General features: G+C 63.1%; 11 protein-coding genes. 2 read left to right on the top strand and 9 right to left on the bottom strand.

Features of this window, described 5'->3' with window-relative positions; genetic code table 11:
- Positions 1-77: 77 nt before the first annotated feature.
- The 9 genes from KP001_RS00535 to KP001_RS00495 form a co-directional block, all read right to left on the bottom strand.
- Positions 78-779, bottom strand: coding sequence for a general secretion pathway protein GspB (locus KP001_RS00535; RefSeq protein WP_217287659.1), 702 nt, complete (start codon positions 777-779; stop codon positions 78-80).
- Positions 780-783: 4 nt separating this feature from the next.
- Positions 784-2,430, bottom strand: a complete 1,647-nt coding sequence (locus KP001_RS00530) for an AAA family ATPase (protein WP_217287658.1) — start codon at positions 2,428-2,430, stop codon at positions 784-786.
- A 208-nt stretch (positions 2,431-2,638) separates the two neighbouring features.
- Positions 2,639-11,092, bottom strand: coding sequence for a VCBS domain-containing protein (locus KP001_RS00525; protein ID WP_217287657.1), 8,454 nt, complete (start codon positions 11,090-11,092; stop codon positions 2,639-2,641).
- 424 nt (positions 11,093-11,516) lie between these two features.
- The gene (locus tag KP001_RS00520; RefSeq protein ID WP_217287656.1) at positions 11,517-13,493 is read right to left on the bottom strand and encodes a hypothetical protein; all 1,977 of its coding nucleotides are present in this window, start codon (positions 13,491-13,493) and stop codon (positions 11,517-11,519) included.
- Positions 13,465-14,565, bottom strand: coding sequence for a hypothetical protein (locus KP001_RS00515; protein ID WP_217287655.1), 1,101 nt, complete (start codon positions 14,563-14,565; stop codon positions 13,465-13,467). Before KP001_RS00515 ends, KP001_RS00520 begins: the two co-directional genes overlap by 29 nt.
- Positions 14,562-15,032: a hypothetical protein gene (locus tag KP001_RS00510; protein ID WP_217287654.1), complete on the bottom strand. Its 471-nt coding sequence runs from the start codon at positions 15,030-15,032 to the stop codon at positions 14,562-14,564. Before KP001_RS00510 ends, KP001_RS00515 begins: the two co-directional genes overlap by 4 nt.
- A gap of 9 nt (positions 15,033-15,041) precedes the next feature.
- Positions 15,042-15,617, bottom strand: coding sequence for a hypothetical protein (locus tag KP001_RS00505; RefSeq protein ID WP_217287653.1), 576 nt, complete (start codon positions 15,615-15,617; stop codon positions 15,042-15,044).
- A gap of 19 nt (positions 15,618-15,636) precedes the next feature.
- Complete coding sequence (locus KP001_RS00500; RefSeq protein WP_217287652.1) at positions 15,637-16,167, bottom strand: hypothetical protein; 531 nt, start codon at positions 16,165-16,167, stop codon at positions 15,637-15,639.
- A gap of 77 nt (positions 16,168-16,244) precedes the next feature.
- Positions 16,245-18,602, bottom strand: coding sequence for an OmpA family protein (locus KP001_RS00495; RefSeq protein ID WP_217287651.1), 2,358 nt, complete (start codon positions 18,600-18,602; stop codon positions 16,245-16,247).
- 324 nt (positions 18,603-18,926) lie between these two features.
- Between KP001_RS00495 and KP001_RS00490 the strand changes: the two genes are divergently transcribed.
- Both KP001_RS00490 and KP001_RS00485 read left to right on the top strand, forming a co-directional pair.
- On the top strand, positions 18,927-20,228 hold the full coding sequence (locus KP001_RS00490) for a TolC family outer membrane protein (protein WP_217287650.1): 1,302 nt from the start codon (positions 18,927-18,929) through the stop codon (positions 20,226-20,228).
- Between the two features lie 97 nt (positions 20,229-20,325).
- Positions 20,326-21,006, top strand: a complete 681-nt coding sequence (locus KP001_RS00485; RefSeq protein ID WP_239027858.1) for a transglutaminase-like cysteine peptidase — start codon at positions 20,326-20,328, stop codon at positions 21,004-21,006.
- The last annotated feature ends 12 nt before the right edge of the window (positions 21,007-21,018 follow it).

The following is a 21,018-nucleotide window of genomic DNA, read 5'->3' as shown; positions in this document are numbered from 1 at the left end:
GTGTGGTGCGCGGGGGAGTTGGGAACAGGGATGACCGGCCACGGCGCTGCAGCCGGGGCCGGCTGTGCAGGCCGGGATTAACGCGATTGCAGCCCGGAGGAGAAGGGAACCTCGAAGACGCGGCCGCCGCGCGAGAGCTTCACCTTCGTTTCCTTGATCTCGAGCACGCGGGCGCCGCCGACTTCGGCCCCCTCGCCGACCAGGATCCCGTTCAGGACCGCCCGCCTCATCCGCCGCTCGTCCTGGTAGGCGATGCCGGAGATGGTGATGTCCTGGGGTGCGCCCGCGGCTGCGGCAGGCTCCTGGGCCGCGCTTTGCGGGGGAGCGGACGGCGCGAACTGGGCCGCGGCAGCCCGGGAGGACTTCCTCGCGGGTGGCACAACCGGCTGGGGAACTGCAGCCGGAGCTTTATCGGCAACGGCCGGTGCGACAGCGGGCGCGGGAACCGGGACGTCGGCCGGAACCGGTGGTGCGACGGTGGCGGCCGGGGGCACCGTGACGGCCGGGGCTGCGGACGGCGCCGCGGCGACCGGCGTCGGGGGGGCGAGGGTTGCTTCGGCTGCCGGTTGCGGGGCATGCCCCTTCAGCAGGAATCCCGCGCCGACGCCGGCCAAAAGCAGCACGACGCCCGCGATTACCGCCACCGGGAACCGGCGCGGCTCTTTCGGCTGGGCCGCCAGGCGGTAGCGCAGCACCTCGGGGCGGAGGTTCTGGGCGGACCCGCGCCGGCTCCTGCGCTCCTGTTCCATCTTTCTCAATGCGTCGAGTATCAGGCTCATATCGTCACATCCGTCCCGTCCGGTTGCCGTCGTTGCCCTTGGTCCGCGCCACCCCCGGCGGGAAGAAGCCACCGGCGCGGCGATAAAGGAGCATGAGAGTCTGCGCCCCCACCTTGCCGTCCGCCGTCAGCTGCTCCCGGCGCTGGAACTCGGCAAGGGCCCCCTTGGTGGTCTCGTTGAGGCTCCCGTCGAGCGGGCCGTCGTAGCACCCCACCTGCTTCAGGAGCCCCTGGAGGGATCTGGTCCCGGCAGCCTTCTCGGTGCCCCTGGTCCTGGAAGCGATGCCGTGGAAATCCTTCCAGACGGCCGTGGTCCCGCCACTCCAAAGCTGCGCCAATTCGGCGCGCGTGAGCCGGGAGCGCCCCGCGACCTGAGGCACGACATCGACCTCGTCCTGATCCACCCCCACGAGGGCGACCAGACGTTCCGCTCCCCCCGGCAGCGTGATGTGAAGCAGCGCGGGGGCGTCCAGCCGGGCCAGGAGTTCCATGTTGGCGGAAAACTTCGACGCGACCAGCCCGCGCTGACGGACCAGCGTGCGCAGGTTCGCGGGTTGCCCCGGGACCGGCTCGACCCGCTGCACCCGCCAAGCGTCCATAACGGCATTCACTGCGGCGTAAAGGTTTTCCTGTTCGGGCTGGGCCGCCATCGCCTGGCGCGCAGCCTCGGCCGACAAGGGAGGGACCTTCTTGTCCCCCTCCTTCTTCTTCGCTTTTGTTTCCTGCTTCGGTTCGGGGAGCAGATGAAAGGACACTGCCGAAAAGCCCGCGATGATGGCGACGCATAAAACCAGCGCGGCCGACAGCGCCCTCACCTGCAATGCCCGCCGCCGGCGCGGCGATTCCTTGCGCAGGTCGGAGATGGCGAGCGACGCCATGGCGGGGGTGACCTCCTTGCACTCGCGGGTGTAGGCGAGCAGCAGGGCGCGGTCGCACACCCCGTTGATCAGGCGCGGCAGGCCGCCGGAGAACTTGAAGATGCGCTTGAAGGCGCCGGGGGAGAAGGTCAGCGGCTCCCTCCCTTCGGCGGCGAACCGGATCCGGTGCCGGATGTAGGCGCAGGTGTCCTCGAAGCACATCGGCTTCAGGTGGTAGCGCACCGTGATGCGCTGGTCGAGCTGCCTCAGCTCGTCCCGGGCGAGGAGCGCGTTCAGTTCCGGCTGTCCGACGAGCACGATCTGGATCAGCTTGTCGCTTTCGGTCTCCAGGTTGGAGATGAGGCGCACGTGCTCCAGCACCTCCACCGCGAGGTTCTGGGCCTCGTCGATGACCAGCACCACCGTGTGCCCCGCGCGGTTCTCCTCGAGCAGGTAGGCGTTGAGGGCCGCGTGCAGGTCGCGGATCTCGTTCCCTTCCGTGGGAAGGCCGAATTCCGCGTTCACCTCTTTCATGAAGCCCAAGGGAGAGAGGATCGGGTTGAAGATCAGCGCGGTGCGGTGGGTTTCCGGGTCGAGCTGGTTTAAGAGCGTGCGGACGATGGTGGTCTTGCCGGTGCCGACCTCGCCGGAGAGTTCGATGAAGCCGGCGCGGTTCTCGATGGCGAAGAGCAGGTGCGCGAAAGCCTCCTGGTGCGGAGAGCTCAGGAACAGAAAGGACGGGTTAGGAGTGAGCGCGAAAGGTGCTTCCTTGAAGCCGAAAGATTCCCAGTACATGTTTCCCCGATGTGCCCGGTCAGGGCGGGAGAAGGTTGGGTGAAGTGGAGGTTATAGCTATAGTTTTTTGCGGCGGGAGTGTCAAGCGAATCCTGCACGTGAATGAACGGCAACTAAGGTGGCACATATGGAGGACCACTCTCCGGTAAAAAAAAGCTGCCGCGAAAGAAGTCTCTCGCGGCAGCCTGGCTGAACCAGTTACTGAATTTTAGTGAATCTTAGGATCATCGTGGATCAAAGAATTCAATAAAGCAGTCGCATCGGTAACATTTTCAAAAGTCACCGTACCCACCTGGGTTCCGTTGTTAGTGACGGTCAGACTTGCCGTAGTGGATCCGGCCGTATGCTCGAACAGAACATCCGTATGCGGTTGATCGATGACGATCTTATCCTCGTTGGCGGTGAAGTCTTTTATGGTGTCATTACCTGAGACTTTGAATGTGTCGGCACCTGCACCACCCGTGAACGTGTTGTGGCCTGTGCCACCAGAAAGAACATCATTGCCTTCACGACCGACAATAGTGTCATTGCCAGCACCACCGTTAATGATGTCACCATCGGACGTTGTGCCATACATAACGTCATTGCCACTGGAGCCATTAATGGTCACAGCATTCTGAGCCCCCACATCCTGGACTATGGACAAATGTATGAACCGGGCCTGTTCGTTACCGGACTTGATATCGTCGTACACCACAGTCCAAAGTGAACCGGGGGTCTGGGGATGAGCAGTCAGGTAGTCAGCCAGGGTACTGGTTCCATCCGAGATGTCGTTGAAGGAGATACTGTGCTTTTCAATAGTATTGGCGTCAGCAGGAGCATGGGTATTTACGCTGGTCCAATAGGCCCCATGGTCAACATTGTAGTCGGTACTTCCCCCACTCCCTGCAATTTTCTCCCAGTTCACGGCCGGGTCGGTAGCGGATACCACCGTGAAGGTATGGCCGTCGATAATCAGCTTGACGTTTACCTGGGTCTCAACCTGGGAAGTCAGGGTTTTAGTGTTCATATCCCTAAAGTCTGTTGTGAGCTGGATCGCAGACTGTGAGTAGTCGGTAGCTGATGCCAGCACCGGATCGACTGCGAACTGAACAGCCTGGTTGCTTCCCGAAGTTAAAGGATGGGATGCGCTACCGACTTGTACCTCAGCAATATAGCCGCCGGTTCCCAGCATGGTGTGAAGGTCGATGGTACCGTCGGATGAGCCAAAACCGTTGTTCACGGTATAGGTGAAGTTCACGTTGTCGGCGCCTGTGACACCAAACCCAGTCGCCGGATCGAAGGTAGCTACACCGTCCGGTTTGTAAAGAAGAGACTGCAGTTGGGACGAAGTGATCACGTCTCCACCGTGCACGGTATGGAAAGTTCCACCATCCATGTAACCTACAGTTCCGACAGTCGGGACATTGCCCACCGTAATGCTCGCCGCATCGGTAGGTGCGCTGATCTGGAGTGCATATCCGTTTGCGTAGTCCCCGGTCATCTCAGCGGAAGCGTCCGGCATATAGACGCTATGGGAATCAACGGTCGGGAATTCGGGGGTGCCATTGATTGTGACTGTTACAACCTGGTTCGCCGTCCCATCATAAGATACTGCCGTAAAGCTGTCGGTGAGCTGCCCGCTAAGCCCCAGCTGCTGGATAGCAGCTTGTGTGTTATCAGCGGTGTAAGTCCAGTGACCGTTGGCATCGAGAGTGAAGGTGCCGTAGGTGCCGACAAAACTCCCTTGAGGGATAAAGCTCGACTGTCCCTGGTCCACGTCATGGATGGTGAGATCGCCGGAGGCAGTGAGGTTGATCGGCAATACACCGGCTGCACCGTTGTCCTCTGTGACAGTTCCGGTAAAGACGCCTCCAATTTCAGGCTTATCGTTCGTACCAATGATTTCAAGCGTCACCATCTGCGTCGCCGTACCGCCATGGTTGTCAGCGACCTGCACCATGAAGGAGTCAGTGAGGACCTGACCCTCCGGAAGCGCATCCACGACCCCGCTGTCGGTAACCGTGTAGTGCCACGTCCCGTCGGCATCGACGGTAGCTACGCCATGAGCCGGGCCTGTCGTCACCGTCAGCGTGTGCAGATCGCCCTGGTCAACGTCAGTGAAGCTGACCACACCGCTCGTCGTCCTCAGAGAACCATCATCACCCTCGGAGACCGAGCCGGTGGCAACCGTCTTCACTACGTCGATCACAGGAGCGTCGTTGGTACCGGTGATCTGCAGCGTCACCAGCTGCGTCGCCGTACCGCCATGGTTGTCAGCGACCTGCACCATGAAGGAGTCAGTGAGGACCTGACCCTCCGGAAGCGCATCCACGACCCCGCTGTCGGTAACCGTGTAGTGCCACGTCCCGTCGGCATCGACGGTAGCTACGCCATGAGCCGGGCCTGTCGTCACCGTCAGCGTGTGCAGATCGCCCTGGTCAACGTCAGTGAAGCTGACCACACCGCTCGTCGTCCTCAGAGAACCATCATCACCCTCGGAGACCGAGCCGGTGGCAACCGTCTTCACTACGTCGATCACAGGAGCGTCGTTGGTACCGGTGATCTGCAGCGTCACCAGCTGCGTCGCCGTACCGCCATGGTTGTCAGCGACCTGCACCATGAAGGAGTCAGTGAGGACCTGACCCTCCGGAAGCGCATCCACGACCCCGCTGTCGGTAACCGTGTAGTGCCACGTCCCGTCGGCATCGACGGTAGCTACGCCATGAGCCGGGCCTGTCGTCACCGTCAGCGTGTGCAGATCGCCCTGGTCAACGTCAGTGAAGCTGACCACACCGCTCGTCGTCCTCAGAGAACCATCATCACCCTCGGAGACCGAGCCGGTGGCAACCGTCTTCACTACGTCGATCACAGGAGCGTCGTTGGTACCGGTGATCTGCAGCGTCACCAGCTGCGTCGCCGTACCGCCATGGTTGTCAGCGACCTGCACCATGAAGGAGTCAGTGAGGACCTGACCCTCCGGAAGCGCATCCACGACCCCGCTGTCGGTAACCGTGTAGTGCCACGTCCCGTCGGCATCGACGGTAGCTACGCCATGAGCCGGGCCTGTCGTCACCGTCAGCGTGTGCAGATCGCCCTGGTCAACGTCAGTGAAGCTGACCACACCGCTCGTCGTCCTCAGGGAACCATCATCACCCTCGGAGACCGAGCCGGTGGCAACCGTCTTCACTACGTCGATCACAGGAGCGTCGTTGGTACCGGTGATCTGCAGCGTCACCAGCTGCGTCGCCGTACCGCCATGGTTGTCAGCGACCTGCACCATGAAGGAGTCAGTGAGGACCTGACCCTCCGGAAGCGCATCCACGACCCCGCTGTCGGTAACCGTGTAGTGCCACGTCCCGTCGGCATCGACGGTAGCTACGCCATGAGCCGGGCCTGTCGTCACCGTCAGCGTGTGCAGATCGCCCTGGTCAACGTCAGTGAAGCTGACCACACCGCTCGTCGTCCTCAGAGAACCATCATCACCCTCGGAGACCGAGCCGGTGGCAACCGTCTTCACTACGTCGATCACAGGAGCGTCGTTGGTACCGGTGATCTGCAGCGTCACCAGCTGCGTCGCCGTACCGCCATGGTTGTCAGCGACCTGCACCATGAAGGAGTCAGTGAGGACCTGACCCTCCGGAAGCGCATCCACGACCCCGCTGTCGGTAACCGTGTAGTGCCACGTCCCGTCGGCATCGACGGTAGCTACGCCATGAGCCGGGCCTGTCGTCACCGTCAGCGTGTGCAGATCGCCCTGGTCAACGTCAGTGAAGCTGACCACACCGCTCGTCGTCCTCAGAGAACCATCATCACCCTCGGAGACCGAGCCGGTGGCAACCGTCTTCACTACGTCGATCACAGGAGCGTCGTTGGTACCGGTGATCTGCAGCGTCACCAGCTGCGTCGCCGTACCGCCATGGTTGTCAGCGACCTGCACCATGAAGGAGTCAGTGAGGACCTGACCCTCCGGAAGCGCATCCACGACCCCGCTGTCGGTAACCGTGTAGTGCCACGTCCCGTCGGCATCGACGGTAGCTACGCCATGAGCCGGGCCTGTCGTCACCGTCAGCGTGTGCAGATCGCCCTGGTCAACGTCAGTGAAGCTGACCACACCGCTCGTCGTCCTCAGGGAACCATCATCACCCTCGGAGACCGAGCCGGTGGCAACCGTCTTCACTACGTCGATCACAGGAGCGTCGTTGGTACCGGTGATCTGCAGCGTCACCAGCTGCGTCGCCGTACCGCCATGGTTGTCAGCGACCTGCACCATGAAGGAGTCAGTGAGGACCTGACCCTCCGGAAGCGCATCCACGACCCCGCTGTCGGTAACCGTGTAGTGCCACGTCCCGTCGGCATCGACGGTAGCTACGCCATGAGCCGGGCCTGTCGTCACCGTCAGCGTGTGCAGATCGCCCTGGTCAACGTCAGTGAAGCTGACCACACCGCTCGTCGTCCTCAGAGAACCATCATCACCCTCGGAGACCGAGCCGGTGGCAACCGTCTTCACTACGTCGATCACAGGAGCGTCGTTGGTACCGGTGATCTGCAGCGTCACCAGCTGCGTCGCCGTACCGCCATGGTTGTCAGCGACCTGCACCATGAAGGAGTCAGTGAGGACCTGACCCTCCGGAAGCGCATCCACGACCCCGCTGTCGGTAACCGTGTAGTGCCACGTCCCGTCGGCATCGACGGTAGCTACGCCATGAGCCGGGCCTGTCGTCACCGTCAGCGTGTGCAGATCGCCCTGGTCAACGTCAGTGAAGCTGACCACACCGCTCGTCGTCCTCAGAGAACCATCATCACCCTCGGAGACCGAGCCGGTGGCAACCGTCTTCACTACGTCGATCACAGGAGCGTCGTTGGTACCGGTGATCTGCAGCGTCACCAGCTGCGTCGCCGTACCGCCATGGTTGTCAGCGACCTGCACCATGAAGGAGTCAGTGAGGACCTGACCCTCCGGAAGCGCATCCACGACCCCGCTGTCGGTAACCGTGTAGTGCCACGTCCCGTCGGCATCGACGGTAGCTACGCCATGAGCCGGGCCTGTCGTCACCGTCAGCGTGTGCAGATCGCCCTGGTCAACGTCAGTGAAGCTGACCACACCGCTCGTCGTCCTCAGAGAACCATCATCACCCTCGGAGACCGAGCCGGTGGCAACCGTCTTCACTACGTCGATCACAGGAGCGTCGTTGGTACCGGTGATCTGCAGCGTCACCAGCTGCGTCGCCGTACCGCCATGGTTGTCAGCGACCTGCACCATGAAGGAGTCAGTGAGGACCTGACCCTCCGGAAGCGCATCCACGACCCCGCTGTCGGTAACCGTGTAGTGCCACGTCCCGTCGGCATCGACGGTAGCTACGCCATGAGCCGGGCCTGTCGTCACCGTCAGCGTGTGCAGATCGCCCTGGTCAACGTCAGTGAAGCTGACCACACCGCTCGTCGTCCTCAGGGAACCATCATCACCCTCGGAGACCGAGCCGGTGGCAACCGTCTTCACTACGTCGATCACAGGAGCGTCGTTGGTACCGGTGATCTGCAGCGTCACCAGCTGCGTCGCCGTACCGCCATGGTTGTCAGCGACCTGCACCATGAAGGAGTCAGTGAGGACCTGACCCTCCGGAAGCGCATCCACGACCCCGCTGTCGGTAACCGTGTAGTGCCACGTCCCGTCGGCATCGACGGTAGCTACGCCATGAGCCGGGCCTGTCGTCACCGTCAGCGTGTGCAGATCGCCCTGGTCAACGTCAGTGAAGCTGACCACACCGCTCGTCGTCCTCAGGGAACCATCATCACCCTCGGAGACCGAGCCGGTGGCAACCGTCTTCACTACGTCGATCACAGGAGCGTCGTTGGTACCGGTGATCTGCAGCGTCACCAGCTGCGTCGCCGTACCGCCATGGTTGTCAGCGACCTGCACCATGAAGGAGTCAGTGAGGACCTGACCCTCCGGAAGCGCATCCACGACCCCGCTGTCGGTAACCGTGTAGTGCCACGTCCCGTCGGCATCGACGGTAGCTACGCCATGAGCCGGGCCTGTCGTCACCGTCAGCGTGTGCAGATCGCCCTGGTCAACGTCAGTGAAGCTGACCACACCGCTCGTCGTCCTCAGGGAACCATCATCACCCTCGGAGACCGAGCCGGTGGCAACCGTCTTCACTACGTCGATCACAGGAGCGTCGTTGGTACCGGTGATCTGCAGCGTCACCAGCTGCGTCGCCGTACCGCCATGGTTGTCAGCGACCTGCACCATGAAGGAGTCAGTGAGGACCTGACCCTCCGGAAGCGCATCCACGACCCCGCTGTCGGTAACCGTGTAGTGCCACGTCCCGTCGGCATCGACGGTAGCTACGCCATGAGCCGGGCCTGTCGTCACCGTCAGCGTGTGCAGATCGCCCTGGTCAACGTCAGTGAAGCTGACCACACCGCTCGTCGTCCTCAGGGAACCATCATCACCCTCGGAGACCGAGCCGGTGGCAACCGTCTTCACTACGTCGATCACAGGAGCGTCGTTGGTACCGGTGATCTGCAGCGTCACCAGCTGCGTCGCCGTACCGCCATGGTTGTCAGCGACCTGCACCATGAAGGAGTCAGTGAGGACCTGACCCTCCGGAAGCGCATCCACGACCCCGCTGTCGGTAACCGTGTAGTGCCACGTCCCGTCGGCATCGACGGTAGCTACGCCATGAGCCGGGCCTGTCGTCACCGTCAGCGTGTGCAGATCGCCCTGGTCAACGTCAGTGAAGCTGACCACACCGCTCGTCGTCCTCAGAGAACCATCATCACCCTCGGAGACCGAGCCGGTGGCAACCGTCTTCACTACGTCGATCACAGGAGCGTCGTTGGTACCGGTGATCTGCAGCGTCACCAGCTGCGTCGCCGTACCGCCATGGTTGTCAGCGACCTGCACCATGAAGGAGTCAGTGAGGACCTGACCCTCCGGAAGCGCATCCACGACCCCGCTGTCGGTAACCGTGTAGTGCCACGTCCCGTCGGCATCGACGGTAGCTACGCCATGAGCCGGGCCTGTCGTCACCGTCAGCGTGTGCAGATCGCCCTGGTCAACGTCAGTGAAGCTGACCACACCGCTCGTCGTCCTCAGAGAACCATCATCACCCTCGGAGACCGAGCCGGTGGCAACCGTCTTCACTACGTCGATCACAGGAGCGTCGTTGGTACCGGTGATCTGCAGCGTCACCAGCTGCGTCGCCGTACCGCCATGGTTGTCAGCGACCTGCACCATGAAGGAGTCAGTGAGGACCTGACCCTCCGGAAGCGCATCCACGACCCCGCTGTCGGTAACCGTGTAGTGCCACGTCCCGTCGGCATCGACGGTAGCTACGCCATGAGCCGGGCCTGTCGTCACCGTCAGCGTGTGCAGATCGCCCTGGTCAACGTCAGTGAAGCTGACCACACCGCTCGTCGTCCTCAGAGAACCATCATCACCCTCGGAGACCGAGCCGGTGGCAACCGTCTTCACTACGTCGATCACAGGAGCGTCGTTGGTACCGGTGATCTGCAGCGTCACCAGCTGCGTCGCCGTACCGCCATGGTTGTCAGCGACCTGCACCATGAAGGAGTCAGTGAGGACCTGACCCTCCGGAAGCGCATCCACGACCCCGCTGTCGGTAACCGTGTAGTGCCACGTCCCGTCGGCATCGACGGTAGCTACGCCATGAGCCGGGCCTGTCGTGACCGTCAGCGTGTGCAGATCGCCCTGGTCTACGTCAGTAAAGCTGACCACGCCACTTGCCGCCATTCCTGTGCCGTGTGCGGGGTCACCTTCGGACACACTCCCCGTCGCGATCGAGTGCTCCGCGTCGATCACAGGCACGTCGTTGGTTCCAGTTATCGTGATCACTATTTCATGGCTGGTGCCGTCGGCGGCTTGTACGGTGAAGGTCTCTATTTTGGGCTCGCCAGCGCCAAGGTACTGAACGGCGGCATTGTTCACACTGTAAGTCCAGTGCCCCGCACTATCAATCGAGATGCTCCCAAGTGCACCCTCACTTGCAACAGGTGCAACAGCTGTGTTGATGCTGTATTGGTTGCCAAAGGTATCTGCAACCGTTAGTGTTCCTGTCGTAGAAAGAGTCGGATTTGAGCTATCTTCCGTGACAGAACCGTGATCTGAACCTACGCCAGGCCCTGCGGGGGGAACTGGTGAGGTAGTAGCTACTGTAACAGCCCCCTCGATTGCACCTGTCGTCCCGAAGGTCACACCTGTGGTGGTTACCCCACCCGTCGGCAGCACTTCCTCGCCGGTCGGGGTGACGATGAAGACCGGATGGGTGCCGCCCGCATCGGCGGGACCGCCCGCTGCCGGGGCTTCCAGTTCGATGGGCTGATCACCGGTGGCGAGAGCCTGCTGAATCTGCTCCACCTCCGCTACGGTATCGGTTGTATCCCCCGACATGACGGTGCCGTAAACGTCATGGTCGATGGCGACGTTCATCATCCGGCCCAGATCCAACTGGTTCCCCTGGGCTCCGTCAAAGACGATCGACACGCTGCCGTCGCTCTCGGTGACGATGTGATCGTTCGCGTAGATCGGGCTGTTCGGCATGAGCAGACGGACGGCGCCATCCGGGGACACCGCTTTCACCGTTCCATACAGAATCACAACCTTGCCGACTACCTGGTTCCCGGCGCCCGCCGCTGCTGCTTGATTGTTCTGTGCCATGACCATTCTCCGTTTATTTGATAGTGAGACGTGAAGGGAGCTGCCTAAATTTGGTTATGGTAAAGATATCTCTGAGGCACAATCATGTCTATTGTACCTTGGTACTAGATAGACATAGTAATCCGGATTACACCCATCTCATATTTCTTCAGTCACTGTCACACATCTGCTGTCATGGCAATAAAATTTGTCTGCCAGTACGGCTTCCTCTCATCCTACGAAAAAAGCCCTCCGTAACCCGGAGGGCTTTTTTTATGACTGAGGGGCCAAGGCAAATCCCCCCTGTCCCCCCTTCGCAAAGGGGGGAACGCTGGTTCAAACGCGGGCGGCTGTCGCTCCCCTCACGTGCGGGATCATTTCAGTTGCTTGCGGCTTCACCCGCCCCCATCCCCCTCCCGTCAAGGGAAGGGGGGCTGTCGCGAACTCAGAACGGCCGGTCCAGCCGGTTGGGCTCCTTGACCAGCTTGGTGAAGTTGGAACTCTTCTGGATCTCTTCGAGGTAGAAGAGCTTCAAAAGGTTGTGGGTCGGGTGGTCCGGGTTTCTCTGCATCTCCTCGCGCATGCTCTGGAACGAGGCGATCAACTGGGTGTCCGAGGGGGCATCAGCGGTCGCGGTGCCGGCGAAGAGCTTGTCCACCGCGGTGATGTAGGCAAGGCTCGCCGTCGCCGTCTCCGGACGCTGCGCGCCCACCCACTTCTTGATGGCGGGGGACTGCTTGATCCGGCTCGCCAGCGGCAGGTAGTAGTCGAGGTACAGGTTGTAGCGCCCGTCCTTCTTGAGGGTGGCGGAGGTCTGACGCACCTCGCGCAACGAGAGCGGGAACAGCTCGGCCGAGAGCAGGCGGTGCGTGAACCACAGGTTGTAGGCGCCATTGTCGGTACTGAACTCGCTCACCTTGCGGTAGGCGTAGGAAACCTTGTCGCTCGCTTCGAAGGCCCCGAAATAGGCGGAATCAGGTATCACGTCGTTGAATCCCCTCCCCTGCTGGGCGGTGAGGAAGTTCAGGTACGAGTTGAGCGCCATCTGCATCGAGGTGGCGTAGCTCTGGATATTCTGCGAGTCCTGGGTCGTGTTCAGCTTCACCAGGTAATAGTCGCCGGTCCAAAGCGCCAGTTCCATGATGGCCCGCCAGAGCCGGTGCGACGACTTGAGATACAGCTCCCGGCTCTGGTAACCGGCGCGCTCCCATCCTCCCGCGGAATAGGGGGCGATATCGTTGAAGATCGCCATCGACTTCAGGAGCGCGGTACGCCCCTCCTGGTCCGGCAGGGTGGAGAAGAACTTGTAGGAGGCGGCGTTCTCGTTGTCGGCCAGGCGCGGTATCGCGAAGCTGGTCATGTCCAGGTAGTCCACCGCCGCCATGACGACGCCGCTCGAGCGGGGCCCTGCCGCCCACTTGAAACAGAGGTCGTTGTAGGTCCGCGCCCGCTCGTAGGTCTTTTGCACCCCCTCGGTCATCCCCTCGGCGTCGAGCTTGGCGCTCGCCACCTGCTGCAGGCGCTTGGACTCGATGGCCGCGACGGTGAAGTTGAGCCGGTAGCGGTCTGAATCGGGCGCGTTCAGCCCGTCCACGATCCGCTGCACCAGCGTCTTCGTGTACTTCCCCTCGCTGTCCTTCTCCCCGAGGTTCCTGTCGTTCATCATGACGAACAGGGGGCCCAGCGCGTTCAGGCCGTCGAGCTTTCTCGCGATGATGGCGCGGTTCACCACCAGGTTGATGAGGTTGCGGTAGTAGAAGGGGGTGTTGGTCGGGACGGAACCGCTGGTCGCGCCGGTGGCGATCTCGTTCTTCTCGATGTAGAGGATGGAGCCGTTCCAGATGCCGTAGACCTGGGTGACGAAATCCTCGGCGTCATCGCGCTCCAGGGCCTGCAGCGCCTTCACCATGCCGGACCAGTACGCGATTTCGGGCATGGAGGCCTTGCCCTTCAGGCTCTCCATGGTCTTGGCCGCGGCGGCGAGGCTCTCCGGTGCGTCGCTTTGCAGGTAGTCGACGGTCTGGGCGATGGCGAGCCTCAGGTAGTCGCGGTCGCGGAAAAGCTGCGGCTGCTCCCCTTTCTGCCCCGACATGAGCTTGCCGTTCCAGGTGGCGATGTAGGAGGCGAGGGGTTCGCCGATCTCCTGGTCGCGCTTTTCGCGCCACTCCTTGATCTCGTTCTTGTCCCAGTAGGTGAGCTCGTAGGCGACGTCGAGGTACGGCCCCCACTCCTTGATCTGGGGGACGGCCTGTGCCTGAACGGCCGCCGTCTTGTGCTCCTTCTTGGCCGGCGCGGCATGTCCCCCCTTTTTCCTGGGAGCGCCCCAGCAGGGGGCGGCCGCCAGCACCAGGCACAGCAGGCAGCAGAAGATGAATGCGATGATCCGTCTGGCGTCAGTTCTTCTTAAGGCAGTCGTAGGCATGATCCAACTCCTCGCATCGCTGGGATGGCTCTCGTCCCCCGGACGGGAAGATGATGAGGTTGAAGGACGACACTCGTTTGGTCCCTTTGAACTGGAACTCACCTTTGTCACTGGTGCAGCTTGAGCGCGACCCCACCACGCTCAAAACCGCCTTGATCGCTTCCTCCTGCTGCAGCGCGCTGTCGCAGATCTTGAGGCTCATGAGGGACACACCGCGCGCGAGCGCCACCTCGGACCCCCCCGCACCACCGCCGCTCGGGCTCTTGCTGCGCTGTTTGGGCGACGCGACCGGCGCCCCCCTGGGCTCCTCGATGGTCACCTCCGGCGCGCTCCTCACCGCCGCGACCCGCGGGGGCGCCGCACTCCCCCCCACCTCGACGGCGCGGGTCGGGCGCTGGGGCAGCGCGACCGGCTGGTCGGCGGCAGCGACCGGATTTCCCGGACCGCCCCGCACCCGGTAGATGTAGGTGCTCTTCGGCGTGGGGCGCGCCCCCACCTCGGCGCTCCCCGCCTCCTTCCGAAGCCGGGTCGCCGGAAGCCTGGCCGGGGCGTCGCTCGCGGCGGCGTCGAAACCTTCCGCACCCTTTCGTTCGCGGGCGACCGCCGGGTACAGAGGGACCTCGGACCCGCTCTGGTAGCCGAGGTCGCGGGCGATGGCCGGGCGCTGCAGTTCCGCTTTGTAGTCGACCTCGTGCCTGAGCGGCGCTCTCTTTTGCTTCACCGCGTCACCGGGGCGCTCCGGGGGGCGGTAGGCCGGCGGCTTGGCGTCGAGGGCGTACACGATGCGCGGGGGCTCCACGTGCACCGGTTTCTCGACGGGCGCAGCCTTTCTGGGCTTGTCCGGAGGTGCCTGCAGCTCCAGCCGGCTCACGTCCATGATGGTGCGCTTTGATACCGGCGCGCCGGGCATCTTGAAGCGGCTCACGCAAAAGGCGACCAGGACCAGCGCCGACACCGCCAAAAGGCGCAGCCACAGGGGGACCGGAGGGCGCAGCTCATGCTCGGCGCAGACCAGGATGTGCCTGAGCCGCGTGCCCCCATGGCCGCAGGCGTTCTGGATGCGCAGGGTCATGGCTTGTCCCCGGTGCGCGAGGTGTGCACCACCGCGAGGCCGTTCGAGTTCCAGTACTTGCTCACCACCGCGGCCGCCGACAAAAGATCGCTGCTGTAGGATTCCGGAAGCGGCACCACCACGGGGCGCGGGTGGTCACGGTCCCCCTGCAGCCCCTTGAGCGCCGCGCAGAGCTCGTCGTAGGAAAGGGAATCGGTCCTCGCCGTCTCCCTCCCCCGCACGATGTGCACCAGGCGGTAGGGCCTCGCGCCGTGCTTTTCCACCAAAAGCTGGTGGTAGTCGGGGTTGGACTGCATCGCCACCAGTTCGGGACTCTTCGCCACCACCGGGGCGGGGAGCTGCATCTCCGCCACCTGGCTGCTGGAGGTGTCCATGCGCGCCATCTGGGTGAAAACCAAAAGGAGCAGGAAGGCGACATCGGTAAACGAGATGAGCCACTGGTTGCGGGACGTTCCCACCGTGCGCATGGTCCCCTCCTAGATCTTCACCTGCAGGCCGCGGTTGATGGAGCGCTTCGCCATCACATCCAGGACGACGCAGATCGCCTGCAGGAGCACGTAGTACATGAGCGCGAAATAGGTGGACCAGAGCTTCGTCCCGATGGCGCCGTTGTTGATGGCGCTCCCCGGGTCCCCGGTGTAGAGAAAGATCACGATCATCCCCGCCACAGTCCCCCAAAGGCCAATGGGGGGGAGGAGGTTCGCGAACATGTAGATGCGGTTCACGAAGGTGCCGTTGAAGTTGTTCTGCGCCACCTCGCGGGTGGCGTCGTAGAGGAACTCCTTGGGGGCCGCGGCTCCGGTCGTGTTGTCGCTTTGGCTCGTGGCCCAGAGCATCTTCGCCACGCTCTCGGCAAGGCTGTCCTCTGGTGTGGCGTGCTGGTCCTTGATGCCGTCGAGGTGCTTGTGGTCCAGTGCCTTCGTGTGCAAAAACGCCCGCACCGCCAGGATCATGGCGATGACGAAGATGCTGGTGGTCAGGGTGAGCGAGATGCGCAGCGACCAGATGTTGAAGCTGTTGGGGTTGATGGTGATGAGGCCCAGAATGTCCATGGCGGATGCTCCTTAGCGGTTATTTCCTGGCGATGCGCGCGAGGTCGCTGTCCAGCTGGCGTATGGCCTCGTCCAGCGTGGTGGTCTTCCCCTGGAGCTGCACCGACATCTTCTGGTAGGGAGCGTAGAGCCGCTTCATCTCGGTGAGGACGCTGCCGGCGTCGTCGCGGTAGTTGAGCACGATCAGAAGGCGTGTCTTCACCAGCGCGATCTCGGCGGAGAGCTGGGTCATCTCGATGTTGGAGCCGTCCACCGCCTGCGTCACCAGGTAGTCGGCGTGCCTGCGCAGGTAGTCGTCGAGGGGGGCCTGGAGCTGCGCCGCGGTCTTGGTCTCGCCGCTGGCGATGAAGTGCTCGGCGAAGTTGAGCATGACCAGGAGGTCCTTCTTCACCGTCTGCAGCCTCAGTTCCAGGCCGAGATCGTTCGCCTGCTCCGTGGGTGCTTCCTGCGGCGGGGGGTCGGCGGCGAGCACCGCGGGCGCGGCAAGTAGAGACACCAATCCCGTCACTACGACAGCCAGTTTCCATCGCAATGCAATAACGTGGTCCATGTCAGACTCCTCCTTACGGATGAGCTACTTAGAGCATCGTATCGTGGGGCTCCGACGCAAGCGGCATGCGCTGCCGGTCAGGGGCCTATGTGGTGACTGCTTCTCGGCTTGATGTTGATCCTCAACCCGGTGTCGGTCCTGTAACTGCGGTAGGGGATGATTTCCTCCCGGCCGGCATCGAGGGTGATCTGGAGGTGGTCGGGGAATTCTCTGAAACGAACGTTGGTGAGGTCGAATTTCTCCACCGGCGCCTTGGGAAGGCCGATCCCGTTCACCGCTCCGTAGAGGTCGATAACCAGGCTGAAGGGCTCCACCATGGTGATCAGGCTGAACTCGTTCACCTTGCCGCTCGTGAACAGACTGAGGCCGTCCTTGTCGATGGTGATGCCGGTCAGGGCGATCCTGCCATCGGGCACGGGGGTGGGTGTCGCCGCCTTCAAGACGAAGGGCGCTTCATCGGGAGCGGGAGCTTCGGGCTCCTGCTTTCTGAGCGCGGAGGCGACGGGTACTGCGTCGGGTACGGCAGCCAGGGGAGGTACGGCCGGCGCGGCGGCGGTCGAGGGGAGCGCGGTCGGCGCTGAGGTGGCGGGGGTGTCGGGAATAGGCAGGGCTGCCTGTTTAATTCTTTGCGCCCCGGGAAGCGGGGGTGGCGGCGCGGAGGACGTAAGCAAAGGCGCGGGCTGCGCTCCCTCCGCCAGCGGCGCCGCCTGCGGGGAGAGTTCCCCGGCGGGGAGCGCTCCCGGGACCGCCACGGTCACGGGGGGGGGCGGCACGGCCTGGTCGCGGTAGGCGACCGGAGGCTCCTGAACGCGCCTGGCCTCGGGAAGCGGAGGGGGCACGGCCCCCTCCTTCAGTTCGGGTGCTGCGGCGGCGGGGAAGTAGCGGGAAACCTCCTCCCCCTTTCTTTGTGCCGCGGGCAGGAGGGCCGACCCGGATGCGCTCGCACCCGGACCGGCTCCCTGCGGGAAAATACGTGCTTCGGGTTCGCCCTGGCGCTGCGCCGGAGGAACGTCACCTTGAACGGCGACGCTACCTTGCGCTGGCACCAGGGCTACCGGCTTTTTTCCAGGAACACCTTTTTTCGCTGCAGCGCCCTTGGTCGAGCCCTTTGCGGGTGCGACCGTCTGGGCTGCCGGCGCCGTGGCGGCACCGTTTTTCTGGCAGACGAGGTTCGCCTCGATGCGCCGGTTCTTCGCGCGTCCCACGGCGGTCTTGTTGGTCGCCACCGGCTTCGTCTTGCCGTACCCCTTGGCGGTCAGCCGCTTGGGATCGATGTTGAAGTTCTTCACGATGTAGTCGCGAACCGACTGGGCGCGCCGCTCGGAGAGCCTCTGGTTGTACGGGGCGCTGGCGGTGCCGTCGGTGTGCCCGGAGATCTCGCCGTAGGCCTCGGGGAACTCGTTCAGGAAGTCCCCCACCGTCTTCAGCTCGGCATGGTACTGCGGCTTCACGTTCCACTTGTCGGTGTCGAAGTTGATCATCAGCACCGCGGGCTGGTTGCAGAAGCGCTTCTCCGCCTGGGTCACCGGCTGGGCCACCATGACCGCCGCGTTGGCCGAAGCGGTCCCCCCCTTACCCCTGCAGGTCAGGGCGTAGATGGTGTCGGCCGCCGGGCTCACGACCACCGAACCGCTCGGGGCCACCTCGCCGACATCGGGGCGCATGTCGCAGTTGTCGGCGCGCTTGCTCTGCCAGGTGAGGACCGATTTCTCCCCCTTCTTGATGGCGGCGGGCGCCGCCGCCAGGGAGACCTCGGGAGCGGCCACAGGTACCGGGGCCGGCGCCGGCGGGGGGACGGTCAGGTTCAGGGTCGGCTGCACCGCGGGGAGCGGCCGGGCCACCGGCTCGGGTGGCGGCGGTGGGGCCGGGAGTTTCGCGACCGGCGGGGTGACGCCGAAGGGGATGTAGATCCCGGTGGTGTACTCGATGGCGTAGCGGTCGAACTTGTTGTCGATGAAGACCCCTCTCACGTCGCCGCGCCAGGCCATGTCCTCGGTCACGAAGTACTTGAAACCGCCACCGAGGCCGAAGGCGCCCTTGGTCTGCGATTTCACCTGGGTCCCGGCGTAGCCTGCGGCCAGGTTGGGTACGAACTTCTCGTCGGGCCTGAAGTTCCACAAGAGGTCGGCCCCGTAGCGCATGAAGTCCGTGTTCTTTTCGGTCAGGGTCGAGCGGGTCTTTGCGTAGTCGAAGAGCGCCTCGGCCTCGAGGTTTTTCGTGAAGTTGTACCCGGCGCGCACACCGAACAGCGGCGCGGTCTCCAGGTGCTGCTCCCCGTCAAAGGAAACCCCGCCCACGATCGGGGACATCGAGAAGGTCCCCACCCTGCTGCCCGCCGGACTCCCCCCTTGCGGCGCGTCGGCTGCGGCCGACGGTCCCGGGCGGGAGGCAAGGAGCAACGCCATTGCCATCATCATCAATGCATGTCGTTTCAAGTCATCCTCTCCTGTTTCAGTTGTATTAGATTGCATTAAAGAACTGCGTTACTCTCTGAGGCTTGCCAAACGGTACTATTAAGCTACTATTAAATCCCGCCGTGTCAAATGGCATATGATTCTTTATGCTTGACTCGGGGCCGCGCATATATTAATCACAAAAAATAATATTTGCAAATTTATTATGACCGAATAATATGTGTGTCGACATTAGCAACTATCCGGTATATAATGTATCAAGCCCGTAAATATTGGCAGTTTTTAATCTGTTATTACTAATACGAAACCACAGGAAGGTATGCTATGCCACGAACCAGGAAATTAGTGACAGTATTGGCATTGGGGTTGTTAGCCTCGGGGAGCGGCGCCGCCCAGGCGGAGACGCTCCAGGACGCGGTGCAGTACATGCTTCGGTCCAACCCCGAGGTGCGGGCGCAGTACTACAACAAGGTTGCGCGGGAGAAGGAAGTGCGCCAGGCCAAGGCCGGCTACCTCCCCACCATGGACCTCACGCTGGCGGCCGGGGTGACGCGCCAGCACGAACCGACCTTCGGCACCGTCTACCCCAACACGGCGATGGTGAGCGTGCGCCAGAACGTGTTCCGCTTCTTCGGCACCCAAAGCGAGGTTGAGCGCCAGGAGGCCCGGGCCCGGGCCCAGGAGTACCAGCTCGGAAGCTCCGCCGAGAACAACGCGCTGGTCGCCTCCAAGGTGTACCTGAACGTGCTCAAAAGCGAGAAGCTCCTGGCGCTGGCCCAGGAGAACCTCACCAACCACCTGCGCATCCACGACCAGGTGAAGCTCAGAAGCGAGTCGGGCGTCGACCGCCGGGCGGACTTCGAGCAGGTCAAGGGGCGCGTGGCGCTGGCGGAAAGCAACCTCGCCGCGGCCCAGGCCAACCTCTCCGACAGCCTCGCCGACTACCAGGCGGTCATCGGCTACCTCCCCGGCGAGCTCGCCGAGCCCCAGTCGGTCGCCCCCCTTCTCCCCAGGACCAAGGACGAGGCCGAGGAGCTGGCCGTTTCGGGCAACAAGGCGCTCAAGTCCGCCCGCGAGGGTGTGCAGGAGAGAACGGCGCAGCACGAGGCGGCCAAGAGCCTCCTCTACCCGAGCCTCGACGTGGCCCTCGACTACCGCTGGCTCAAGGATTACAACGACCTCCCCGGCAACCGCGAGGAGTTCCTGGGCACCGCCACCCTCACCTTCAACATCCTGAACGGCGGCTGGAACAAGGCGCGCATCGGGCAGACCCAGAGCGAGGTGTACGAGGCGCAGGAGATCCTCGAGAACACCAAGCGCCAGACGGTGCAGTCGATCCGGCTCTCCTGGGAGGCCAACCGCTCGGCGCAGGAGCGGGTCAAGTACCTCGACGATTACGTGAAGGCCGCCGGGCAGACCGCCGACGCCTTCGCCGCCCAGTGGTCCATCGGGAGAAGGACCATGTTCGACCTCCTCGACACCCAGGCCGAACTCATCAACGCCAAGGCGAGCCTCGTGAACGCGCAGTACGACCAGAAGTACGCCGAGTACCGGATCATGAACGGGATGTCGCGCCTCCTGCCGACCCTCGGCCTGCAGGCTCCCGACCAGAACGGCAGGGTGACCACGGCCTCCGGAACACCGTAGACTATCCCGAGAGCGCGCTGTATGATAGAGCCCCGGATCGCCGCCAGCCTTGAGGACGGTCCGGGCTTTTTTTTAGAAAAAGGGCACCTTCGCCGGGATGAACGTGGGTATCTACCTGAAACGACTGACATCGCTGTCACTGACCGCCTTCCTCGCGGCGCTTCTCCTCGCCGGCACCGTGCTTCCCGCCGGCAACTTCAGCGTCGACCGCTCGGTGCTGCAGACGGCCGAGAGGAAGTACGGCAGGGAGGCCCTGCGCCGCCTGACCGCCTGGGAGGAGCTCATCGCCCGGGACAAGAGCCGCGGCGACCGCGACAAGCTCGAGAAGGTGAACCGTTTCTTCAACGAGAGGCTCCGCTTCGACAACGACTGGGACGTCTGGGGGGTCGAGGACTACTGGGCCACCCCCATAGAGTTCCTGGCCAAGGGGCCGGGGGACTGCGAGGACTTCGCCATCGCCAAGTACTTCACCCTGAAGGCGATGGGGGTGGAGGACGAGAAGCTCCGCATCACCTACGTCAAGGCGCTGCGCTACAACATCCACCACATGGTGCTCACCTACTACGGCACCCCCGAGGCCGAGCCGCTCGTGCTCGACAACCTGGTCGACTCCATAGATCACGCCTCCAGGCGCAACGACCTGATGCCCATCCTGAGCTTCAACGGTTCCGGGCTGTGGCTCGCCAAGCAAAGGGGCGCGGGCAAGGCCGCCGGCAAGTCCAGCCGGCTCCGGCTCTGGCAGGATCTTCTCCAAAAGATGTCCGAGAACAGACTGTGACGGACAAAGGGT

The sequence above is a fragment of the Geomonas subterranea genome, from assembly GCF_019063845.1.
GTDB classification, from domain to species: domain Bacteria; phylum Desulfobacterota; class Desulfuromonadia; order Geobacterales; family Geobacteraceae; genus Geomonas; species Geomonas subterranea.
This window is presented reverse-complemented; position numbering and strand designations above follow the sequence as displayed.

Excerpts from the sequence above, each read along its gene's own strand:
- KP001_RS00535 (WP_217287659.1), bottom strand. The coding sequence starts at position 779 with ATGAGCCTGATACTCGACGCATTGAGAAAGATGGAACAGGAGCGCAGG.
- KP001_RS00530 (WP_217287658.1), bottom strand. The coding sequence starts at position 2,430 with ATGTACTGGGAATCTTTCGGCTTCAAGGAAGCACCTTTCGCGCTCACT.
- KP001_RS00525 (WP_217287657.1), bottom strand. The coding sequence starts at position 11,092 with ATGGCACAGAACAATCAAGCAGCAGCGGCGGGCGCCGGGAACCAGGTA.
- KP001_RS00520 (WP_217287656.1), bottom strand. The coding sequence starts at position 13,493 with ATGCCTACGACTGCCTTAAGAAGAACTGACGCCAGACGGATCATCGCA.
- KP001_RS00515 (WP_217287655.1), bottom strand. The coding sequence starts at position 14,565 with ATGACCCTGCGCATCCAGAACGCCTGCGGCCATGGGGGCACGCGGCTC.
- KP001_RS00510 (WP_217287654.1), bottom strand. The coding sequence starts at position 15,032 with ATGCGCACGGTGGGAACGTCCCGCAACCAGTGGCTCATCTCGTTTACC.
- KP001_RS00505 (WP_217287653.1), bottom strand. The coding sequence starts at position 15,617 with ATGGACATTCTGGGCCTCATCACCATCAACCCCAACAGCTTCAACATC.
- KP001_RS00500 (WP_217287652.1), bottom strand. The coding sequence starts at position 16,167 with ATGGACCACGTTATTGCATTGCGATGGAAACTGGCTGTCGTAGTGACG.
- KP001_RS00485 (WP_239027858.1), top strand. The coding sequence starts at position 20,326 with ATGAACGTGGGTATCTACCTGAAACGACTGACATCGCTGTCACTGACC.